Consider the following 20,707-nt stretch of genomic DNA (forward strand, 5'->3'; position numbering starts at 1 on the left):
TCTCGAAAACGAAAGAGGCCCCCGACATCGGGGGCCTCTCGCTGCAAGCACATGTGCCTACGCCGCTGAAGTCCTCCCGCATCGAGGGCTCAGCATTCGCATCGCGGCGTACCTGGTCACGTCCAAGAGAGTAGCACTACCCTCAGCGTGTCTGCCCGTTGTCGAAGTACGCGACCAGGGCCGGGTCGAGCGCCGGGATGTCCTGCGGTACGCCGTTCGCGCGCAGCGACTGGGTCGCCGCGTAACCGGCCGCGACCGCGGCGCGGGCCGCGATCGGGGACGTCAGCGTCGCGCCGCCGTCGCGGACGAACTTCACGAACTCGGCCACCAGGTGCGGGTCGGCACCGCCGTGGTTCTCGGTGTCGCCCTCGATCTCGACGACCAGGTCGGCGTCCTCGCGGTACCCGGAGCGGCGGCTGTTCCACACCTTCACCACCCCGCCCGGCCCGTCACCGAAGTTCTCCAGCCGGCCGTGGGTGCCGATCACCGTGTAGTTGCGCCAGTAATCCGGCGTGTAGTGGCACTGCTCGTAGGTGAGGAAGACGCCGTTGTCGAGCAGCAGGTTCGCCATCGACAGGTCCTCGACATCCATCACCGGCGCCAGGCCCTTCTGCTCCAGCGGCGGCCAGTTGTCGTTCGACACGAAATCCTTGAAGCGCTGACCGGAGCGGTCCTGCCGGTCGGTGATCCCGCCGTACAGCGTGAGCGCACCCATCGCGTTGGTCCGGACCGTGTAGCCGCCGGCCAGCCAGTGCATCACATCGATGTCGTGGGCACCCTTCTGCAGCAGCAGACCGGTGGTCCGGCGGCGGTCGGCGTGCCAGTCCTTGAAGTAGAAGTCGCCGCCGTGGCCGACGAAGTGCCGGCACCAGATAGCCTTCACGTCGCCGATCGTGCCGTCCTGGATCAGCTTGCGCATCGTCAGGACGACGGGCATGTGGCGCATGTTGTGGCCGACGTACAGCCGGGCACCCGAGTCGTACGCGGCCTGCAGCACCCGGTCGCAGCCCTCGGTGGTGATCGCGAGCGGTTTCTCGACGAAGACGTTCACGCCGGCCTGGAGGAAGTCGATCGCCGGGTCCTCGTGCAGGTCGTCCGGCGTGGTCAGGAAGACGCCGTCCAACTTCTGGTCGAGCAGGTCGGTGTGGTCGGCGTACGCGGTCGCCTCCGGGTACTGCTCGAGGGCCGCGTCGCGCTGCGGTGCGGACGGATCGGCCAGGGCCACGACCGCGGAGCCCTCGCCGGGACGGTGCGCGTACTGCGCGATACGGCTGCGGGCGCCGAGGCCCACGACGCCAAACCGGAGATCAGTCATACCAGGCAACTCCTGCACATAGTTGTTTGCAACAGCGTAACTCCGAGCAATTCTGGCAATCAATCACCCATCCTCCAGGTGGAATTGGGTTGCCCGTCATCCGCCGCACATCGGGGTATCGCTCCGTGCCGTCACCATGGCGGAATGTGAGCCTCCACTACGTGGCACTGGGGGACTCGACCACCGTAGGGGTCGGGGACCCGCTGAACGGCAGCAGTACGACCGACCTGTCCGGTGCCGGAGCGCGCCCGGGCGAGGGGTGGCGGGGCTGGGCCTCGCTGCTCGCCGACTCCCTGGCCAGCTCCCACCGTGTGACGTTCTCCAACGTCGCGACCAGCGGCGCCACCGTGCCGATCGTCGCGACCGAACAGCTCCCGTTGACCGGCGAGGGCCCGATCGACCTCGCCTCGTTGATCGTCGGCGTCAACGACACGCTCCGGTCGACGTTCGATGCGGGCCGGATCCGCGAACACCTGCAGCTCTGCGCGGAGCAGTTGACGGCACGTGGCGCGGTGCTGCTGACCGTCCGATTCCACGACCACGGCAAGGTGTTCGGTTTGCCACGCTGGCTGCGGCGGCCGCTGTGGCAGCGGATCGAGCAGGTCAACGCCGCGTTCGACGAGGTGCACGCGCGGTACGGCGGGATCCGGCTGGACATGGCCGACTACCCCGAGGTGTACCGGCGGGACTTCTGGAGCATCGACCGGCTGCATCCGGGGGAGCGTGGGCACCGCAGGCTGGCCCGCGCGTTCGCCGACGAACTGGCGGTCCGGGGCGTGCCGATCGACGTACGTCCGGAGGTGGACTGCGCGTACCGATCGCCGAGCCGGTGGGCGGACACGGTCTGGCTGGTGCGTGAGGGCGTGCCCTGGGCCGGCCGCCGGGCCGGCGACCTGGTGCCGTGGGCGGCCCGCATGGCGCTCACCCAGTTCACGCCGCTGCGCCGGCCCTCCACGATCACCCTTCCGGCCTCGTCCAATGCGGAGGTCCAGCGCTTGGAGGCATAGGGTCTGATGCATGGCCCGTATCGATGGACGTACAGCTGACCAGCTCCGACCGGTGACCGTGACCAGGAACTGGCTCGACCACGCCGAGGGTTCGGTGCTGGTCGAGTTCGGGCGGACCCGGGTGCTGTGTGCGGCGAGCGTCACCGAGGGCGTGCCGCGCTGGCGCAAGGGCTCCGGCCTCGGCTGGGTCAGCGCGGAGTACTCGATGCTCCCGCGGGCCACCAACACCCGGTCGGACCGCGAGTCGGTGAAGGGCAAGATCGGTGGCCGTACCCACGAGATCTCCCGGCTGATCGGCCGGTCGCTGCGGGCCGTGATCGACTACAAGGCGCTCGGCGAGAACACCATCCTGCTCGACTGCGACGTACTGCAGGCCGACGGCGGCACCCGGACCGCCGCGATCACCGGCGCGTACGTCGCACTCGTGGACGCGGTGTCCTGGCTGCGCGAGCGGAAGCTGCTGAAGAGCGAGCCGCTGACCGGATCGGTGTCCGCGGTGTCGGTCGGGATCATCGACGGTACGCCGATGCTCGACCTCTGCTACGAAGAGGACGTCCGGGCCGAGACCGATATGAACCTGGTGATCACCGGCGACGGGAAGTTCATCGAGGTCCAGGGAACCGCCGAGGGTGCGCCGTTCGACCGCGCCGAGCTGGACAGCCTGCTTTCGTTGGGTATCTCGGGCTGTGCCGAGTTGGCCAAGCTGCAGCAGGAGGCGCTGGCGTGACCCGCGTACTGCTCGCGTCGAACAACAAGAAGAAGCTCGAGGAGCTGCGGCGGATCCTGACGCCGATCGTGCCCGGGATCGAGGTGCTCGGGCTCGGCGACGTACCGCCGTACCCGGAACCGGCCGAGACCGAGCCGACCTTCGAGGGGAATGCGCTGCTCAAGGCGCACGCCGCGCTGGAGGCGACCGGACTGCCGTCGATCGCCGACGACAGCGGCATCTGCGTCGACGCGCTGAACGGGATGCCGGGGGTGCTGTCGGCGCGCTGGTCGGGTCCGGCGAAGGACAACCACGCCAACAACCTGCTCTTGCTCGGTCAGTTGGAGGACGTGCCGGACGAGCGGCGCGGGGCGTCGTTCGTGGCGGCGGTAGCGTTCGTCCGGCCGGACGGGCCGGACGAGCTGGTCCTCGGGGAGATGCGCGGGTCGGTGATCCGGGAGCTGCGCGGCACCGGCGGATTCGGGTACGACGTACTGTTCCAGGCCGAGGGGTACGACCGGACGACGGCCGAGCTGTCGGTCGAGGAGAAGGACGCGATCAGCCACCGGGGCAAGGCGCTGCGCGCGCTGGCCCCGATCGTCGCGAAGGCGTTGGGGAGTTAGAGATGTTGTTCGCGGGTTCAGATCGCGACGGGGTCGCGTCCGGGAAGATCACCGTCGCCTATCGGCGGTGGGCCGAGCCGCGGGTCGTCGAGGGCCGTGTGTACCGGACGAACGCGGGGCGGATCGAGATCGACAGCATCCGGCAGGTGAATCCGGAGCTGATCGCCGACACCGACGCCGACCTGGCGCTGGCCGACCGGCAGAACGCCCGGGACGTCCGGCGGCGGCTGCGGGGCGACGAGTCGTTGCCGACGTTCCTGATCCGCTTCCATCTGGTCGAAGGGCCGGACCCGCGCGACGAGCTGGCCACCCAGACGTCACTGTCCGAGGCCGAGCTCGCCGACCTGCAGGAACGCCTGGACCGGTTCGACCAGCTCAGCAACCACGGGCCCTGGACCTTGCAGACCCTGCAGCTGATCGAGACCACACCGGCTGTCCGCGCTGCGGAGCTGGCCGCGTCGGTCGGGCGGGAGACCGCGCCGTTCAAGCTCGACGTACGGAAGTTGAAGAACCTTGGGCTGACCTACAGTCTTGAGGTCGGGTACCGGATCACGCCGCGGGGTGCGGCGTACCTGGACGCGACTAGGAGCGAGTGAGGCCGAGCGTCGCGATCAGGTCCTCGTGCAGCTCGAACCAGACGCGATGGCAGGAGTCGACGTCGCTCCGGTCCACCCATTTGTGCTCGAGCGCGTTCGAGAACCGCACGTCGTACCCCTTGAACCGGTGCGGCAGCTTGGCGTTGATCGGGCCGAGCGCCTTGGCCAGTGCTTTGAGCTCATGCAGTACGCCGGCGTCCCAGGCGGGATCGTCGTGATCGTTGGCCGCCAGCGGATCGTGGGCGGTCGGTTTCAGTTGCCAGTCGGTGCAGGCCTGCTGCAGAAGGGCATTCAGCGGCAGAAACTCGTCGTACACCTCCTGCACGATCTCTTGTCCGCCCTCTGACTTGAGCAGGCGCTCGTTCTCCGCGCGGCCTTCGTCCGTGAGTGACCAGCCGGACGTGCCGGCGAAACTGCTGTACGTCGTCCACCCGCGCGCCTCGGCCTGTCTCAGCGCGGCTTTCGTCTCCTCCGGGTTGAGGCTGAACCGCTTCGCGACCGCCGGGGTATCGGCGAACCCGAGCAGCCGCACCGCGTGCAGCACGAGCAACATCACGACACCCCGTCCTGCCGCGCCGCGAGCCGGTTGAACCGCTGCTGACAAGCCTGCGGCGAGCTGAACCCCATCGCCTCCGCCATCTCCGCCCAGGTCAGCCCCGAACTCCTTGCCATGAACAACAACCCCGCCTCGACCTCGTCCACCTCGGCACGTGCTGCCGGCAACAAAGCCAACGCCGCCAGCAGCTCCTCCGCGGTCAACTCGGAGGCTCGCCAGGCCGCGAACTGCGTGAAATCCACCGCCGACAAGGGAATCGGCGCCGGCCGCCACGGTCGTCGTGGCAACTGCTTCGCGCCCTTCGCCAGCAACCGTTCCCGAGCGTCCCGCTCCCGCTCCGCCTGCTCCTGATCCGCATCATGCTTTCGCCGCATCGTTCTACGGTCCACCATCAACAAACCGTTGTCAACGTTCTGTTGTCAACGTTTCGTTGATAAGCTGTCTCGATGCTGATCCCTTTGGTCGCAGCCACCTCGGCCACCTGCGGCCACAAAGCCTCCGCCTTGGCCGCCCTACTCCAGGCAGGCCTCCCGGTTCCCGACGGTGTCGTGATCCCGTTCTCGGCGGCTTCGGGTGCGCGGCCTGGTGGGGTCGAGGTGGATGAACTCCGGCGGTGGTTGGTGGAGATGGGCGACCCGGTGGTTGCTGTTCGGTCGTCGGCTTCGGACGAGGACGGCGGAGGAGTCTCGGCGGCAGGGCGGTACGACAGCTTTCTCGGCGTGCAGGGTCTCGATGCTGTCGTCGACGCCGTACGAGCGTGTCGGGCTTCGCTGTGGTCCGCGCGCGCGACCGCGTACCGCAAGGCACCTGGCGAACCCTCAATGGCGGTGATCGTCCAGCTGCAGGTCGACGCGGACGTATCCGGCGTGATGTTCACGCCGACGAGCCCCAGCGCCCCGACCCTGATCGAGTCTTCCTGGGGACTAGGCCCGACCGTCGTAGAAGGCCGCCAAACCCCCGACCGCTACCAGGTCCTGGGCGACACCGTCACCAGCACCATCGCCGACAAGCCCACGTCGCTGACGGTCACCGGCCCAACCCCGGTCCCCACCGCCAAACGCCGCACCCCAACCCTCACCACCGCAACCGCCCACCACCTCGCCGCCTTGGCCCACCAAACAGCCACCCTCTTCGGCACCCCCCAAGACATCGAATGGGCCATCGCCGACACCAAAACCTGGCTCCTACAATCCCGCCCCATCACAGCCCACCCCCCAACCCCCACCAAACCACCGAACGTGCACGCCGTGACCTCTTCCACCCCGACCGCACCACCCACCTGCCCCGCACCCCCGCAACCACCCACCGTCCCAGCGGCCGCCACGCTGACGAAGCCCCCGCAAACGCCCACCGGCCCCTGGGCGGCCGGCACGCTCACCGAGCCCCCGCAGGCACCCACCGGCTCCCGCGCCGCCGTGCTCACCGGCATCTCCGCCAGCCAGGGCACCGCGACCGGCCCGGCTCGGATCGTCCGTGGTCCGGCCGACTTCCTCGACGTCCACCCAGGCGACATCCTCGTCTGCCCCCACACGGACCCGGCCTGGACTCCACTCCTGGCCATCGCAGCCGGCGTCATCACCGAGTCCGGCGGCGTCCTCTCGCACGCCGCCATCGTCGCCCGCGAACAATCCATCCCAGCCGTAGTAGCCGTCCCGCAAGCCACCACCCGAATCCCCGCCGGCGCCCACATCACCCTCAACGGCACCACCGGCGCCGTACACGTCAAGCGCGCCGAACAAACCTGAGATACACCGCGAGAAACACCAGCACGATCCCCACGTTCACGAACAACCGCGGCCAGAACTCGTGCCGAAAGAACAACAGATCGACAGCGACCACGACCCCCACCATCGCAGCCACCAAGAGACCGGCACCAGCCTGTCTTCCCATACCTCCGAGCGTACTCCGCTCAAACGCGTGCGGATTTCGGTCTAGGCAGCAAGCACTACTTAGCGTTACTGTCGTGCGTGGATCCCGAGGGGGGCTCGGGGACCGGGGGAGGGAATCACCATGTCTCAGCAGTATCCGCAGTACACGAACGGTCCGGGTCAGCAGTTCCAGCCCGGCCAAGGGCCCGGTCCGAGTCCGCAGTTCAATGCGCCATTCGATCCGCAGTACCCGCAGCCGCAACCGCCGCCGAGGAAGCCGCGGCGCTGGGTGCCGTGGGTTGTTGCTGCCGGCACCTTCCTGCTCGGACTGATTATCGGTACGGCAGGCCACAACGACAATGGATCACCGTCCGCCAGTGCCGGAGCGCCGCAACCGACCGTCACGAAGACGGTCCCCGGACCGGCCGGAGCCACCGTCGCCGGGCCGACTGTCACGCAGACCGTGCCCGGGCCGGTCAGGACCGTGACGGCACCGCCGCCCGGTCCGAAGGCGGCGATCACCGAGGATGGCGTGTTCCTGGTCGGCACCGATATCAAGCCAGGCACCTACCGCAACGGCAACGAAGGCGACTGCTACTGGGCCCGACTCAACAGCACCAACGGCGACTTCGACGCCATCATCGCGAACGGCAACGGCGGCAACCAGGTGATCACCATCAAGAAGACCGACAAAGCCTTCGAAACCCGCCGCTGCGGCTCCTGGACAAAGATCAGCTGACGGTACCTCGAGCCGAGTGAGGGGAGAACAATGTCGAGTTCGATGGCAGCAGGCGCCCGGGTCGCGCTGGCGATCGGGGTGATCAAGTGGGTGTTGATCGCAGTGGCGATCATTGCGGCCGGTATGGCCATCTTGCTTCCACTCCTGGATCCCACGACCGACTACACCCTTGCGGTGGGAATCGCATCCGCTGTCGGATGCCTGGTGTGGATCCTGTTCATCTGGGTGCTGTTCGGCTGGTTCGAGCACACCCTGACCGCGCTGGTCACCATCGCACGGAACACCACACCACAGTTTCCCGTGACGTACGACGTACCACCGGCGTCGTACGACCAGCCGCGAAGCTGACGGCGGTGACCACAGCGACACTCATCGCGGCCACTTCATGATCCGGCCGGTGGTTGGGGTCTGCCGCCATCGGTTCGGCGGTGTGGGCATGGGTGCGTGCCGGTGTGGTCGACGTGGAAGCGGAATCCGTGGGGGCTGGTCCATTCGATCGCTCCGCCGGGCAGGCGTCTGTTACGCCATCCGCCGAAGGTCTTGGCGCGATGGTGGAGTCGTCCTTGCGGTATGAGGTTGTCGACGCTGGTCTGCCTCGGTCGATCTGGTGGACCGGGCTGGGCGTGGTCGTACGGCGTGATGTGGTCCTGATCCATCGAGGCGGTGGCCTCCGCCCCGCTGTACGGGAACATGTCGACGGGATGCCGGAGCCGTACACGTTCGCGGATCCGATCCGGGATCTCGTAGCTGTGGACGCTGACCTGGTCCTGGAGGTCGATGACCGGTTTGACAACGACCTGCTCGTGGCCGAGGAGCTCGGTCAACTGGCTGGCGAGCAGGGGGCCGAGTTCCTCGACTCGAAGCACGCCGGTGCCCGTGGCGAGGGTCTTGTCGGTCAGGTGCACGTACAGCGTGTGCCGCCCGCGCCGCCCTGAACCCGTGCCGGATCCGTTGCTGTAGGCATCTTGCTTGATGGCGGCCAGCCTCGCCTGCAGTGTGGCTGCCAGTGCGAGACGAGTGAACCGCTCGCCGTCATGCTCCTCGCCCGCATCCTCAGACACGGCACCTTGCTCCGGGTCCGGCATTGGTCGCATCGGATCGGCGGCCTGAGTTGGTCCTACCGGTTCGGCGGTGGGGTGTGCCGGTTGGGACTGTTGCCTGCGGGCCTCGTGTCGGGCGAGGTAACGGGCTACTTCGAGGAGGTTGTGAGCGGCTTCGGGGTCTGCGATCCAGCCGATCGCCTTGGCACGGCGCTGATTCAGGGAGTCGGTGTCGCCGAGGAGGTTCAACGCGCGGGCGAGTTCGTCGATGGTGGCATCGAACCGGATCACGTCGCCGGTCGCCGCTCGGACCCAGATCCGCTTTGTGCCGTGATCGTCACTCGGGTCGGAGTGGGTGACGAACACACCGCGCTGCTTGGCCGCAGCCTCAGCGTCGGCCTGTGCCTTCTCGGGATCGGCCTGCCACACCGCGGCGGTGACGATCTTCTTCAACGCGCCCTGGGTCACGGTGTTCACGATGCCGGCGACGCGGCGGTCGACGATGGCGGCCGCCTCGGGCGACAGTGACAGGCAGGCACGGGCGATACTGCGTGCCTTCCAGGACAACGCCGAGCCGTTGAGGACCGCGGCCCACACGCGCGGCAAGCGGTGGCGCAGCGCAAGGGCTTCGCCGATGAGCGACGAGGCTGCGCCACTGGACATACCGAGCACGGCACCGAGCTCGATCGGGGCGAACTCAGCCACGCCGGGACAGCCTTCACCGCCGTACACCTGCAGACGTTCGTAGCCGGGCAGCGGTCCGCCGTGGTCCGATTCGACCACCGCGTTCCGGTCGGCGAACGCCAACGCGGCGCGTAGGACGCCGACCGCGGCACGTTCTTGCTCCTGGACGTACTCGGCCGCCACGGCGAGCAGTGCCGTGGTGTCGAGGTCATCCAAGTCGCAATCGAACATGTGCTCGATTATAGTGTGACGAAATGGTCACGGGCAAATCGGAGATGAGCCCAGATCCCTTGAAGACAAGAGGAATCGGCGTACGGTTGGTCAGCCGCAGCAGCTGGACGGTTTTGATCGTGTCGTGCTCGATGACGGTCGGCAGTCCGCCTGTGAGCCCGGCCGCCAGGCCTCGGTCTGCGGAGATTTCGACGGCTTGCGGGGTCGGTTCCGCAGCCGGCGCCGGTTTCGTGCGCGTTGTCGCCGGGATCACCGAGCGCCGACAGGGCCGATCCGCCGGAGACGAGGTTGGACGAGCAGATGGCGGTCTGGGGAAGGTTGAGTTGGACGGTTCGCGCGGCTTCCCAGTTGCCGGCCAGGGCTGCGACGACGGAGCGGCTTGTTCGGGTCGATGAGCGGTGCGAGGGCGCGGGTGGATCCAAGGAGTACCGCGGGTGGGCGCTGATCGAGCGAATCGGGTCCAGGTCGAGGCGCAGTTCGGAGACAATCTCGTGGTCGGGACGGAAGCCGGTGGAGTTGACCACGGTGTCGGCGATGACGGTTCGCTCGTCGGACGTGAGTAGGACGCGGCCGTTGGTCATGCCAATGGATTCGATCGGGAAGGAGCTGATCAGTTCGACGCGCGCCGACTGTACGAGATCCTTCAACCGTGAGCCGAGCGCGCCGAGGGCCGGCCTTTCCTCGGCGTCACCGCCTCCGTAGGTGCGGGCCAGTTGGTACCGCGCACCACCCACACGATCTCGGTACCGGGGTTCCTCATCGGCGAGCGGCCGAGGTCGAGCAGCGTTGTCGCGGCGGAGTGGCCGGCGCCGATGACCGCCGTAGGGCGGCCCGCATAGCGTCCCCGGTCCGTGCCGAATACGTCGGCCAGCGCGTGTGCGACACCGTCCGCGGCGAGTTCGTTGCGCGCGGGGATGCCGGAATCACCGAGGACGTTCGGCTTGCGCGACGTACCGGAGGCGTCGATCACTGCGGACGCCAGCAGCTCGGTCCCGTTGGCGAGCCGAATGAGGAACGCCGCGTTCCCGCGGCCCGCAGTACGGCGGCGGTCGAACCCGAACTACGTCACCGCGGCGACGACGTGCGCCTGGTACCGGATGCGGTCGTTCAATTGCGGGGTCTTGGTCAGTGGCGACAGGTCGGAGTCGATGAGTTCGCCGGTCGGGAGTCCGGCGAGGTCGGGTTCGGTCCAGCTGGTCCGTTCGAGCAGCCGGCGGCCCGCAGTGTCGATGTCGTAGCGCCACGGGCTGAACAGCCGCACGTGCCGCCATTCCTCGATTGCGGCCGCGACAGTCGGCCCGGATTCGAGTACGGCGAAGTCCAGCCCTCGGTCCGCGAGGTGTGCGGCTGCCGCGAGGCCGACCGGGCCCGCGCCGATGACGACGACCGGCGCCGCTGTGCTGCCGCCCTCGACGAGAGGCGGGAGCCGCTGAAGGCGCGGCGGTGGTTCAAGGCACTCGCCGAACCGAACCGGCTGCGGCTCTTCTCGATGATCACCTCGACCGGCGACTGCGCCGGACCGCCGGCAACTAGTGAAAGTTGTGCCAGAGGCGGGAGTTGAACCCGCACGCCCGGGGGCGCCGGCACCTAAAGCCGGTGTGTCTGCCGTTCCACCACTCTGGCTGAGGAGGGCGGTGCCTCCCCTAGGAAGTACATCTTAGGGGAGGCGCGTCGGTCAGCGGTTCTGGAGGGCGTCGATGAAGACGCTCTTCAGGTCGGTCGGGTTCTTGGCGACGTACGCCTGGCCGCCGGTGGCCTGGGCGAGGGCGCTGAGTTCGTCGGCGTTCGTGTCGGGGCCGATGCCGAGCGCGATGATGCGGACCGGACGTGCCGGGTCCTGCTGCGCCTGGAGGGTCTGGACGGCCTGGGCGAGGGTGGGGCTGCCGGGGTCGTCGTTCTTGCCGTCCGTGAACAGCAGGATGGTGTTCACAGCGTTCGACTTGTACTGCCTGCGGACCGCCTGCATCGCGGCGATCGCGGTGTCGTACAGGCCGGTGCCGCCGCCGACGATCGGCTTCTGGGCGCTCAACTGGCCGACGATCTTCGCGCGCTGGTTCTTCGACAGCGGGGCGATCGGCACCAGCGGCCGGTAGTCGGCGTCGTCGGTCCCGATCTTGGTCGAGAACGTCCACAGCCCCATCTCGGCGTTGTCCGGGAACAGGTTCAGGCCGCTCGCGGCGGCTTCCACAGTGAGCTGCCAGCGGGTCTTGGTGCCGACCTTCTCCGCCATCGAGCCGGATACGTCGATGACCGCCAGCGAGTGCGCGGACAGCGACAGCCGGGTCCAGTTCTGCAGGGCGGTGTTGATGGCGTCGTTCGTCGGCTTGGTCAGCTGGGTGATGTTGCCGACGCCGCGGCCGCCGCTCAGCGGGCTGAGCTGGGTGTCCCGGAAGCCGGCGTCGTCCCGGGCCTGCGATGCGGTGTCGGTGAGCAGTTCGGAAGCCAGCGCCTGCGCGGCGTTGGTCGCCTGCTCGGCGTCCGACTTCGCGGTGACGACGATCGGGTAGTCCAGGAACAGCGTGCCGGTGGCCGGCTGGATCGCCCTGAGCTGCGCCTCCGGGTGCGCTTCCTGGTACTTCACGAAACTCTGCTCGGACGCCGGTACGACCATCTTGCTGCCGTCCTGGTCCGCCCGGCCGAACAGGGCGTTGACATCCGTGTACGGCTTGGCCAGCGACCCGAGGTGCTGCGCGAGCGGTACGACGACCTGCGACACCTGGTTGTCCGACGCCGAGGTCTTCTGCCGCTCCATCTGCAGGGCGAGCAGCGTGAGCGCGCCGGGGGAGGTGTTCAGCGGATCGAGCAGTGCCGGTTCGGTGGCGCCGAGGACGCGCAGCCAGGCGGAGGTGTCGGCGAAGTTCTCGTTCCGGCTGACCAGGACCAGTGGTGACGTGGCGACCGAGGCGACCGCGACGGTCGGCACAGTCTGCCCGTCGTCGGCCTGGGCCACCCACAGCGAAGAGTCCGGCACCCAGAGGTCGGGGCGGTTGTCGCTGCCGTGCGCCACGTCCCGCGCGACCTGCGCGGACGGTGCCGAGCTGATGGTGACCTGGTAGCAAGGGTTGCCGTCCTTGCCGCCCTTGGCAGCCAGCGACTTGGCGGCGGCCTCGAGTGGGCCCTGCATCTCGGGAGTGGTGGACAGGCTGACCTGGACGGGGTCGGAGCAGCCCTTGCTGCCACCGAGGAACCCGTCGGCCCCGGACTGCGATCCGAACGAGCGGACCACGAACACGGCGCCCAGCGTGACTACCAAGATCCCGACCGCGGTGATGTACACCGAGCGACGGTTGTTGTTACTTCGCGTCACCGCAGAGGAATGTTTTCCCATCGCGGCAGGTCCCTCCCTCCCAGATGCTGCCAGAGGCTGACTGCGCGCGCAGATTACCCGGTTTCCGCACGTCACGGCGAAGACCGGGAACGGTCGTGACACACCCGTCGCTGAACCGGAACCGTCTCCGGAGTACGGCTCTTTCGCAGGAATGCTTAAAAAGTCACCCTGCGTGCCCGGTCCGCTCCGGTCCGGTGAGATGTTGCTGTGATCCAAATCACAGCGCCACTTTGCTCAAACGACCGTTCCATGGACCAGAGCCATGAAACGGTCGAAGGTTTCCCTCCGGTAACCCCTGAAAGGAGGTGCCTTTTCACAGCCGACAACTACAGTCCCAGGTCGCGGCGAAGCTTGGCGACGTGGCCGGTGGCCTTCACGTTGTACTGCGCGACCGCGACCTTCCCGTCCGGGTCGACGACGAACGTGGACCGGATCACGCCGGTCACCTTCTTGCCGTACATGGTCTTCTCGCCGAACGCGCCGTACGCCGTCAGCACCTCCTTGTCCGGGTCGCTGAGCAGCGGGAACGTCACGCCGTCGCGCTCGCGGAACTTCGCCAGCTTGGCCGGCTTGTCCGGGGAGATGCCGAGCACCGTGTACCCGGCGGCCTGCAGCGAGTCCAGCGAGTCGCGGAAGTCGCAGGCCTGCTTGGTGCAGCCGGGCGTCATCGCGGCCGGGTAGAAGTAGACGATCACGTTCTTGCCGCGGAGGTCGGCCAGCGCCACGTCGTTGCCATCGGCATCGGGCAGGGTGAAGTCGGGTGCGGTGTCACCGACGGACAGACGATCGGACATGAAGGACCCTCCACGAATCGATGGAACTGCCGCAATCGTACGGGCAACCCGTTCGAACCAGTGGAGCTGATCCGGTTAGCCTGAGCCGATGCGGGCCATGACAGTCACGCCGGGCAAGCCCGACTCGGCGGTAGTAGGCAACGTGCCGGAGCCCTCGGTCGCCGACGGGTCGATCCTCGTGGAGGGCTTGTTCACAGGGATCTGCGGGACGGACATCGAGTTGGTCTCGGGAGCGTTCGACAGCGGTCGTCGCGGTTCTGACACCCTCGTCATCGGGCACGAGTCGCTCGGACGCGTGCTGGAAGCCCCTGCCGGCTCGGGCTTCGCAGGCGGAGACCTGGTGGCCGGGGTGGTACGACGGCCCGACCCCGTGCCCTGCCCGGCGTGTGCCCGTGGCGAGTGGGACTTCTGCCGCAACGGCCGGTACACCGAGCGCGGCATCAAGGAGATCGACGGGTACGGCGCTGAGCGCTGGCGGGTCGACCCGTACTTCGCCGTACCCGTGCCGCCCGCTCTGGGTGAGCTCGGCGTACTCGTGGAGCCGGCCAGCATCCTCACGAAGGCGTGGGAGCAGGTGGACCGCGTCGGTGCACGTTCCTGGTACGCGCCCCAGCATGTGCTCGTGACGGGTGCCGGTCCGATCGGTCTACTGGCCGCACTGATCGCACGGCAGCGCGGGTACGACGTACACGTCCTGGACCGGGTCGACGACGGGCCGAAGCCGGAGCTCGTACGGGAGCTCGGCGCGACCTACCTGACGGACCTGCGCCGGTTGGACGTCGTACCCGACGTGGTGATCGAGGCGACCGGTGTCGGGCAGTTGGTGTACGACTGCGCGTCGCTCCTGCCGCCCGCAGGTGTCATGTGCCTGGCGGGGATCCACCCCGGCCCGGCGACTGTCGACGTACAGCTGGACGCCCTGGTACGCCAGCTGGTGGTGCGGAACGCCGCACTGGTTGGCACGGTCAACGCCGGTAAGAGGCACTACGCGGACGCCGTGGACGTGCTGATGACGGCGGACCGGGCGTGGCTGGCGCGGCTCATTACCAGGGCCGTGCCGCTGTCCGAATGGCCTGCCGCGCTGGAGCGGAAACCGGAAGACATCAAGGTGGTCGTGGACTTGCGGGGTTGACCTGCGAGGATGGTGGGGACCAGGGGCAGGCCGGGGCATGCCCTGCAGATGTGCCCCGAAGATTTGCCCCGCCGACGGAAGGGAGCCGACAGTGTCGGACACGAAGGCTCGGACCGCCGAGCAGATCGAGGCGGATATCGCCGCCACCCGGTTGCGGCTGGCCTCCACTGTGGACGAGCTGGTCGACCGGGCGAACCCGAAGAACGTGCTCGAGCGCCAGGTCGAGCAGGCCAAGTCGCAGGTGTTCGACGAGCACGGTCAGCTGCGGACCCAGAAGATCGCCGCGGTCGCCGGTGCGGTCGTGGGCGTGATCGGCGTGCTGCTGGTGATCCGCCGGCTGGTGGGTCGCCGGTGACGCCACGCAAGCGGCTGTCCGACGACAAGCTCCCGATCCGGATGCTGCACGACCGGGTCCTGGTGTCCCTCGAGCAGGAGGGCGAGCGCAAGTCGTCGGCCGGCATCCTGATCCCCGCCACCGCCCAGATGGGCCGCCGCCTGGCCTGGGCGAAGGTGGTCGCGATCGGCGCCAACGTCCGGACCGTCGAGGTCGACGACCGGGTGCTGTTCGACCCGGAGGACCGTGCCGAGGTCGAGGTCCGCGGCGACGACTACATCCTGCTCCGCGAGCGGGACCTGCACGCGGTGGCCGCCGGCCGCCTCGAGGACGGGCAGACCGGCCTCTACCTCTGAAACCTGAACCGGTCCGGGGCGCCGGCCGCGCCGGTGACCAGGTCGCGGACGAACGCCCCGACCAGCGGGACGAACTTGAAGCCCTGCCCGGAGAACCCGGCGGCGACCGTGATCGGCCCGGCGCGGTCGATGACGAAGTCGGCCGTCGGTGTGTTGTCGTACAGGCAGCTGATCGCGGTGGATCGGGTCGGGTCGAGCCCTGGGTACCACTCCTCGACGTACCGCAGCAGGCTGGCGTCCCGCGTAGGCTCCGGCTGGAAGTCACGCGTGTCGGGGTCCACCACGGGCCCCGTCCCGTGCAGCCCGACCTTGACGCCGGACCCCGGTTCGTAGAGCCCGTAGCTGGTCGGACCGTGGTGTACGAAGCTCGGCCACACGAGCTCGTCCGACAGCGGTGCGAAGAACCGCGGCTGCTCCTGTGTCACGGTGAACGGCGGCAACGACACCAGCCCGTCCACCAGCTTCGGTGTCCACGGCCCAGCCGCCACCACTACGTGCTGAGCCCGGACAGCACCGCCCGGTACGTCGAGCTCGACCAGACCGTCACGGGTCCGAAGAGCGCGCACCGGCGACTGCACGCGGAACTCGACGCCGGCGCCACCTGCAACGACCTGTAGGGCGTGCACGGCACGGTCGGCGTACAAGCGACCGGACCGCGGCTGGAAGAGCACCGGCGTCTCGAACCGGAAGCCCGGCCACCGTTCAGCCGCCTCAGCAGCCGGCAGCACCGACCCTGTTGCCGCATGCAACGTCCGGAAAACGTCGACCGCTGTGTCACTCATCCCGTGGTCGATCCCACCGGTCTCCTCGAGCAAGGTCCCGCCGGACTCGTCCTCGAGTTGTCGCCACAACGGCCGCGCCCGCTCGGTCAGCGCAGCGATCTCCGCGTCGTCCACAGCAGCCCGGTAGAGCCGGGTGGCGCCGTGCGAGCCGCCGCGCTCGTGGCCGAGCGTGAACTGCTCCAGTACGACGACCTCACGCCCCGCGGCGGCCAGCGCCCACGCGGCCGCCGAGCCCATCGCCCCGGCCCCCACCACTGCAACGTCGTACGTCATCCAGCCCCCTTCTCTGGCGCTGATCGTACTGATGTGGACAGCGGATCTCAGCCGCTGAGCAGGTGGGGGAGAATGGCCGGGTGATCTTCGAGACCTCCAGCCGGTTGCCAGACTTCCCGTGGGACAAGCTCGCCCCGTTCAAGCAGAAGGCGGCCGAGCATCCCGACGGCATCGTCGACCTGTCCGTCGGCAGTCCGGTCGACCCGGTCCCCGACCTGGTCAAGAAGGCACTGGCCGAGGCCGCGAACGCCCCGGAGTACCCGACCACCATCGGCACGTCGGCAGCGCGGCAGGCCGCGGTGGACTGGATGGAGCGGCGGCTCGGCGTGACCGGCGTCGACCCGAAGACCGGCGTACTGCCCGTGATCGGCACCAAGGAGTTGATCATGCTGCTGCCGACGCTGCTCGGCGTCGGCGCGGGCGACACGGTGCTGATCCCGGACCTCGCCTACCCGACGTACGAGGCGGGCGCGGCGCTCGCCCGGGCGACCAGCGTGCCGGTGCCGGACCCGACGGCGTACGACGGACCGGTGCGGATCGCGTACCTGAACTCGCCGCGCAACCCGTCCGGTGAGATCACTCCGGTGGCCGACCTGCGGCGTGCAGTCGAGTGGGCGCGGGCGAACGACGTACTCCTGGTCAGCGACGAGTGCTACACCGAGTTCGGCTGGGACGAGAAGCCGGTGTCCGTGCTACACCCGGACGTGTCCGGCGGAAGCCACGACAACCTGCTCGCGGTGCACTCGCTGTCCAAGCGCTCCAATCTGGCCGGGTACCGCGGTGGCTTCGTCGCAGGTGACCCGACGGTCGTGCACGAGCTCCTCGCGGTGCGCAAGCACGCCGGCCTGATGGTGCCGTCCCCGATCCAGGCGGCAATGGCCGCGGCGTTCGCGGACGACGTGCACGTCGACGAGCAGCGTGCGCGCTACCTGCGTCGCCATGCGGTACTGCGGGACGCGCTGACCGCTGCGGGCTGGGAGATCACCCTGTCGAACGGCGGGTTGTACCTGTGGGCGTCGCATCCGTCGTACGACGCGTACGGTTCGGTCGGCGCTCTGGCGGACCGGGGGATCCTGGTCGCGCCCGGCGCGTTCTACGGCACCGCCGGCGAGCGGCACGTCCGGGTGGCGCTGACCGGGACCGACGAGCGCATCGACGCCGCGGCGAAACGCCTGCACGAATAGAAACTTCGCAGCTGCCTGTGACCTCTCCCGGGTGTGACTGCCTCTTAAAGGGGTAGTTGATGTCCAGGGAGGGGAGGGCGTATGCGGCTGCATCTGCTCGGGGTCGTGGCGGTACTGCTGGCGGGGGTCACACCGACACCCTCGCCAACACCTTCTCCAACTCCCGCTGTGGTGACCCCTACCCCTCCCCCCACCCCGACGCTCGCCTGGTCGATCTCCCTCGATCAGCCGGCCGCGTCCTGGGAGGACAAGCCGACCGTGTTCACCGGCAAGATCAGCCGGCCGATCACCGGCTCGTACATCACGCTCTGGCAGCGCGTGCCCGGCGCCTGGGTGCTCCGCGGCTCCACCAGGACCACGACCGGCGGCGCCTACAAGTTCAGCTACGTCTCGCCGTCCACCGGCACCTGGGCGTTCCGCACGATGATCGGGGTCAAGGCCGAGACCGCGCTCGCGATCTCCGACTACCGGACCGTGCCGATCCAGGACCGCAAGATCGTCGTCAACACCCCGGCCGCCTGGTACGCGACCCTGACCGGCGTCTCGGTCTCCGGCAAGATGGTGCCGGCCGAGCCGGGCAAGGAACTCGCGCTGCAGCAGTACCTCGGCAGCGGCAAATGGGGCCTGCTCAACGTCACCACGATGGATGCCGCAGGCAACTTCCGGTTCCGGATCCCCGACGACCTGCCGACAACGAAGACCGTACGGGTGCTGACCCGCGGCGTCGCCCAGGCCGCGATGGAGTACTCCGCGAACGCGACGATCGTGATCAAGGCGGCCCTCAATCCCAAGGTGTACGCCGTCTCCGCCGCCATGGTGCCGCACACGTACCGAGCCGGCTGCCCGGTAGCGCCCGCCTCCCTGCGCCTGCTGCAGCTGAACTACTGGGGCTTCGACGGCCGCGTGCATCGCGGCGAGCTGATCCTCCGCGACGCCGCGGTGGCGAAGATGATCACGGTCTGGACGTCGACGTTCGCGTCCAGGTTCCCGATCCGGCAGATGCGCCGGGTGGACGTGTACGGCGGCAGCGACGTGAAGTCGATGGCCGCGGACAACACCTCCGCGTTCAACTGCCGCCGCGTCACCGGCGACCCGTACTCGTTGTCGCCGCACTCGTACGGGTGGGCGATCGACATCAACACCGTCGAGAACCCGTACCTGGCCGCGAACGGTGTCTGGTACCCGTCGAACGGGCTGGCGTACCGCAACCGCTCGCTGGTGCGGCCGGGCATGCTGTTCGCGAGCAGTGTCGCCACGAAGGCACTGGTGGCGCAGGGCTACTTCTGGGGCGCACGCTGGGCGAAGCCCGACTACCAGCACTTCGAGCCCAAGTGAAAGGCGTAGCAGTCGTGTGCGCGCTGGCCGCAGTCCTGGCAGGCTGCAGCTCCAAGTCCGCGGCCGACCAACCGCCCCCGACCCCCACACCGCCCACTTCAGTGATTCCCAGCACCGTCAGCGGCACGGTGCCCGTGCCCACCAACACGCTGCCCACGAGTGAGTCGACAAACGCAGCCATCCCACCCCAGGTCCCCGAGCAAGCAACGGCCCCACCGCCGGCCGACGCCGGTCCACTGACCGCCCGCAACCTCCCCGCGCCGGACAAGCTCGGACCGGGCTGGAAGACCTACACCGACCCAGGCGGCGCAGAGGCCGGTTTCATCGGCAACAACACCTGGACCCGCCGCCGCGACCCGCACCAGGCGTCGTACGAAGCCCTGCCATCAGGCTGCTCCGGCCAACCAGTCAAAGGTGCCCTGCCAGTCCCCGCCTACGCCCTGACCGGGACCTACCGCACCAGAGACGCCCTACCCGCCACAGCTCTGTTGCTCCGCTTCAAAGACGCCGCCAAAGCCCAGGCCTACTACGCCGGCTACCAAACCCGCATGCAAGCGTGCGGCACCGACGGCGACCTGGCTGTCAAACAGCTCTGGGCCACCACCAAAGCAGCCACCGCAGTACGTTCGTACGCCTCAGCGGAGTCCTATGTCGACGTCTCAGTGGTGAAGGGCGCGACAGTCGCCCTCCTCGCGACGACCTCGGCAACCCCGCAGCAACAGTCCGCCTGGGCCCACACCGCGGCAACAGCCCTGGAGGAGGTCATCGACTGACGTCCACCACAGCCTGCGCGAACTCCCGCGGTGCCTCCTGCGGCACGTTGTGCCCCACGTCGAACGTCCGGTGCTGATACCGCCCGACGAAGTGATCCCGGTACGACGACCCGTCGCCCGCCGGCGTGAACGGGTCGTACCGGCCGTCGATCGTGATCGTCGGCACCGCGATCTTCGGCGTCTTCTGCAGCACCTCCTCCAACGCCGCGTACTCGGGCTCCGCCGGGATCAGGCTCTGCCGCCAGCGGTAGTTGCCGATCACGATCGCCTCGTAGTCCGGGTTGTCGAACGCCGCGGCGGTCCGGGCGTACGTCGCCGCGCTGTACTTCCACGTCGGCGAGTTGAACTTCCAGATGAACTCGCCGATCTCCTTCTTGTACTGGTGCAGCCCCAGCACCCCGCGCTCGGTCGCGAAGTAGTACTGGTACCACCAGGCGTTCTCGGCCGCGGGCGGCAACGGCTTCTTGTTGAACTCCAGGTTCGTGATCAGGTACCCGGTGACGGAGACGAGCGCCCGCACGCGCTCAGGCCACAGCGCCGCGATGATGTCGGCAGTACGCGAGCCCCAGTCGTAGCCGGCCAGTACCGCGCGCTCGATGTGCAGCGCGTCCATCAGCGCGAGGATGTCGAGCGCGAACGCCGCCTGGTCCACATTGCGCGGCGTCGAGGCCGACCGGAACGTCGTACTGCCGTGACCGCGGAAGTAGGGCACCACGACCCGGTAGCCGCGGCGCGCGAGTAGAGGGGCGACCTGCTCGTAGCTGTGGATGTCGTACGGGAAACCGTGCAGCAGCAGGACCGGGATGCCGTGTGACGGGCCGAGCTCGACGTACCCGACGTTGAGAACGCCCGCATCGATCTGCCGGACCGGGCCGAACGGAAGCTTCGCCGTGGCGGCCGCCGCGCCGGTGAGGAACGGGGTGGTGAGGGCGGCGGCGCCGGTCGTCTTGAGGAGCGTTCGGCGGCTGATGTTCATGAGAGACCTTTCGTCGGTGGGTTCGCGATCAGCCTCGCCCGGGGGCACCCCGGGTCGCGCCCGTCAGACTCCCTG

The 20,707-nt window shown here is 68.5% G+C and carries 25 protein-coding genes, 1 tRNA gene and 1 pseudogene; 13 read left to right on the top strand and 14 right to left on the bottom strand.

The genetic code is table 11. The features are described from left to right. Positions 1-142: 142 nt before the first annotated feature. Complete coding sequence (locus tag FB475_RS24345) at positions 143-1,315, bottom strand: Gfo/Idh/MocA family protein (RefSeq protein WP_141858883.1); 1,173 nt, start codon at positions 1,313-1,315, stop codon at positions 143-145. A 146-nt stretch (positions 1,316-1,461) separates the two neighbouring features. Between FB475_RS24345 and FB475_RS24350 the strand changes: the two genes are divergently transcribed. Genes FB475_RS24350 through FB475_RS24365 form a run of 4 tightly spaced genes read left to right on the top strand, consistent with a single transcriptional unit; the run spans position 1,462 to position 4,247 of the window. After that, a complete protein-coding gene (locus tag FB475_RS24350) occupies positions 1,462-2,322 on the top strand; it encodes an SGNH/GDSL hydrolase family protein (protein ID WP_141858884.1) in 861 nt (286 codons plus the stop codon). A gap of 10 nt (positions 2,323-2,332) precedes the next feature. Then, a complete protein-coding gene (gene rph, locus FB475_RS24355; RefSeq protein WP_141858885.1) occupies positions 2,333-3,049 on the top strand; it encodes a ribonuclease PH in 717 nt (238 codons plus the stop codon). Beyond that, complete coding sequence (rdgB, locus tag FB475_RS24360; RefSeq protein WP_141858886.1) at positions 3,046-3,651, top strand: RdgB/HAM1 family non-canonical purine NTP pyrophosphatase; 606 nt, start codon at positions 3,046-3,048, stop codon at positions 3,649-3,651. The genes rph and rdgB overlap by 4 nt, the downstream gene beginning before the upstream one ends. A 2-nt stretch (positions 3,652-3,653) precedes the next feature. After that, positions 3,654-4,247, top strand: coding sequence for a hypothetical protein (locus tag FB475_RS24365; protein ID WP_141858887.1), 594 nt, complete (start codon positions 3,654-3,656; stop codon positions 4,245-4,247). On the opposite strand, the gene FB475_RS24370 is transcribed toward FB475_RS24365, so the two are convergent. Further along, a complete protein-coding gene (locus FB475_RS24370) occupies positions 4,234-4,800 on the bottom strand; it encodes a transcriptional regulator (RefSeq protein WP_141858888.1) in 567 nt (188 codons plus the stop codon). The genes FB475_RS24365 and FB475_RS24370 overlap by 14 nt on opposite strands. Next, a complete protein-coding gene (locus tag FB475_RS24375) occupies positions 4,800-5,177 on the bottom strand; it encodes a DNA-binding protein (RefSeq protein ID WP_141858889.1) in 378 nt (125 codons plus the stop codon). Before FB475_RS24375 ends, FB475_RS24370 begins: the two co-directional genes overlap by 1 nt. 72 nt (positions 5,178-5,249) lie before the next feature. On the opposite strand from FB475_RS24375, the gene FB475_RS24380 reads away from it, so the two are divergent. Continuing rightward, entirely contained in the window at positions 5,250-6,548 is a 1,299-nt protein-coding gene (locus FB475_RS24380) for a PEP/pyruvate-binding domain-containing protein (protein WP_141858890.1), read from the top strand. On the opposite strand, the gene FB475_RS36900 is transcribed toward FB475_RS24380, so the two are convergent. Further along, positions 6,526-6,693, bottom strand: coding sequence for a hypothetical protein (locus FB475_RS36900; RefSeq protein WP_185759411.1), 168 nt, complete (start codon positions 6,691-6,693; stop codon positions 6,526-6,528). The two genes, FB475_RS24380 and FB475_RS36900, sit on opposite strands and share 23 nt — an antisense overlap. 120 nt (positions 6,694-6,813) lie before the next feature. Here FB475_RS36900 and FB475_RS24385 point away from each other — a divergent pair, with 120 nt between their 5' ends. Continuing rightward, positions 6,814-7,410: a hypothetical protein gene (locus FB475_RS24385; protein ID WP_141858891.1), complete on the top strand. Its 597-nt coding sequence runs from the start codon at positions 6,814-6,816 to the stop codon at positions 7,408-7,410. Positions 7,411-7,440: 30 nt separating this feature from the next. Continuing rightward, on the top strand, positions 7,441-7,758 hold the full coding sequence (locus FB475_RS24390) for a hypothetical protein (protein ID WP_141858892.1): 318 nt from the start codon (positions 7,441-7,443) through the stop codon (positions 7,756-7,758). 35 nt (positions 7,759-7,793) lie between these two features. Here FB475_RS24390 and FB475_RS24395 read toward each other — a convergent pair whose 3' ends face one another. The 8 genes and pseudogenes from FB475_RS24395 to bcp form a co-directional block, all read right to left on the bottom strand. After that, positions 7,794-9,365: a DUF222 domain-containing protein gene (locus tag FB475_RS24395; protein WP_141858893.1), complete on the bottom strand. Its 1,572-nt coding sequence runs from the start codon at positions 9,363-9,365 to the stop codon at positions 7,794-7,796. An 8-nt stretch (positions 9,366-9,373) separates the two neighbouring features. Then, positions 9,374-10,012 carry an NAD(P)/FAD-dependent oxidoreductase gene (locus FB475_RS37770; protein WP_238332380.1) on the bottom strand — a complete coding sequence of 213 codons (639 nt, stop codon included), beginning with the start codon at positions 10,010-10,012 and terminating at the stop codon, positions 9,374-9,376. Then, entirely contained in the window at positions 10,009-10,335 is a 327-nt protein-coding gene (locus FB475_RS37775) for a lysine N(6)-hydroxylase/L-ornithine N(5)-oxygenase family protein (RefSeq protein ID WP_238332381.1), read from the bottom strand. The genes FB475_RS37770 and FB475_RS37775 overlap by 4 nt, the downstream gene beginning before the upstream one ends. 90 nt (positions 10,336-10,425) lie before the next feature. Next, complete coding sequence (locus FB475_RS38420; RefSeq protein WP_238332382.1) at positions 10,426-10,626, bottom strand: hypothetical protein; 201 nt, start codon at positions 10,624-10,626, stop codon at positions 10,426-10,428. Positions 10,627-10,644: 18 nt separating this feature from the next. Continuing rightward, a pseudogene (locus FB475_RS38425) lies at positions 10,645-10,743 on the bottom strand (NAD(P)-binding protein); the annotation flags it as partial. A 164-nt stretch (positions 10,744-10,907) separates the two neighbouring features. Then, a tRNA-Leu gene (locus FB475_RS24405) sits at positions 10,908-10,988 on the bottom strand. Positions 10,989-11,040: 52 nt separating this feature from the next. Then, positions 11,041-12,672, bottom strand: a complete 1,632-nt coding sequence (locus FB475_RS24410; protein WP_238332383.1) for a substrate-binding domain-containing protein — start codon at positions 12,670-12,672, stop codon at positions 11,041-11,043. A 347-nt stretch (positions 12,673-13,019) separates the two neighbouring features. Then, a complete protein-coding gene (gene bcp, locus FB475_RS24415) occupies positions 13,020-13,487 on the bottom strand; it encodes a thioredoxin-dependent thiol peroxidase (protein WP_141858895.1) in 468 nt (155 codons plus the stop codon). Between the two features lie 88 nt (positions 13,488-13,575). Here bcp and FB475_RS24420 point away from each other — a divergent pair, with 88 nt between their 5' ends. The 3 genes from FB475_RS24420 (at position 13,576) to FB475_RS24430 (ending at position 15,309) form a co-directional block, all read left to right on the top strand. Continuing rightward, the gene (locus FB475_RS24420) at positions 13,576-14,619 is read left to right on the top strand and encodes a glucose 1-dehydrogenase (protein WP_141858896.1); all 1,044 of its coding nucleotides are present in this window, start codon (positions 13,576-13,578) and stop codon (positions 14,617-14,619) included. A gap of 91 nt (positions 14,620-14,710) precedes the next feature. Then, on the top strand, positions 14,711-14,974 hold the full coding sequence (locus tag FB475_RS24425; protein ID WP_238332384.1) for a DUF3618 domain-containing protein: 264 nt from the start codon (positions 14,711-14,713) through the stop codon (positions 14,972-14,974). Then, positions 14,971-15,309 (top strand): GroES family chaperonin, encoded by a 339-nt coding sequence (locus FB475_RS24430; RefSeq protein WP_185759412.1) that lies wholly within the window; start codon positions 14,971-14,973, stop codon positions 15,307-15,309. The genes FB475_RS24425 and FB475_RS24430 overlap by 4 nt, the downstream gene beginning before the upstream one ends. On the opposite strand, the gene FB475_RS24435 is transcribed toward FB475_RS24430, so the two are convergent. Continuing rightward, positions 15,300-16,364: an FAD-dependent oxidoreductase gene (locus FB475_RS24435; protein ID WP_141858898.1), complete on the bottom strand. Its 1,065-nt coding sequence runs from the start codon at positions 16,362-16,364 to the stop codon at positions 15,300-15,302. The two genes, FB475_RS24430 and FB475_RS24435, sit on opposite strands and share 10 nt — an antisense overlap. A gap of 83 nt (positions 16,365-16,447) precedes the next feature. On the opposite strand from FB475_RS24435, the gene dapC reads away from it, so the two are divergent. The 3 genes from dapC to FB475_RS24450 all read left to right on the top strand — a co-directional run bounded on the left by dapC (position 16,448) and on the right by FB475_RS24450 (position 19,656). Continuing rightward, a complete protein-coding gene (gene dapC, locus FB475_RS24440) occupies positions 16,448-17,548 on the top strand; it encodes a succinyldiaminopimelate transaminase (RefSeq protein ID WP_185759466.1) in 1,101 nt (366 codons plus the stop codon). Between the two features lie 168 nt (positions 17,549-17,716). Continuing rightward, complete coding sequence (locus FB475_RS24445; RefSeq protein ID WP_272952095.1) at positions 17,717-18,883, top strand: M15 family metallopeptidase; 1,167 nt, start codon at positions 17,717-17,719, stop codon at positions 18,881-18,883. A gap of 128 nt (positions 18,884-19,011) precedes the next feature. Next, a complete protein-coding gene (locus FB475_RS24450) occupies positions 19,012-19,656 on the top strand; it encodes a hypothetical protein (protein WP_141858901.1) in 645 nt (214 codons plus the stop codon). On the opposite strand, the gene FB475_RS24455 is transcribed toward FB475_RS24450, so the two are convergent. Beyond that, entirely contained in the window at positions 19,646-20,632 is a 987-nt protein-coding gene (locus FB475_RS24455) for an alpha/beta fold hydrolase (RefSeq protein WP_141858902.1), read from the bottom strand. The genes FB475_RS24450 and FB475_RS24455 overlap by 11 nt on opposite strands. Positions 20,633-20,707 lie beyond the last annotated feature (75 nt).

It is taken from the genome of Kribbella jejuensis, assembly GCF_006715085.1.
GTDB classification, from domain to species: domain Bacteria; phylum Actinomycetota; class Actinomycetes; order Propionibacteriales; family Kribbellaceae; genus Kribbella; species Kribbella jejuensis.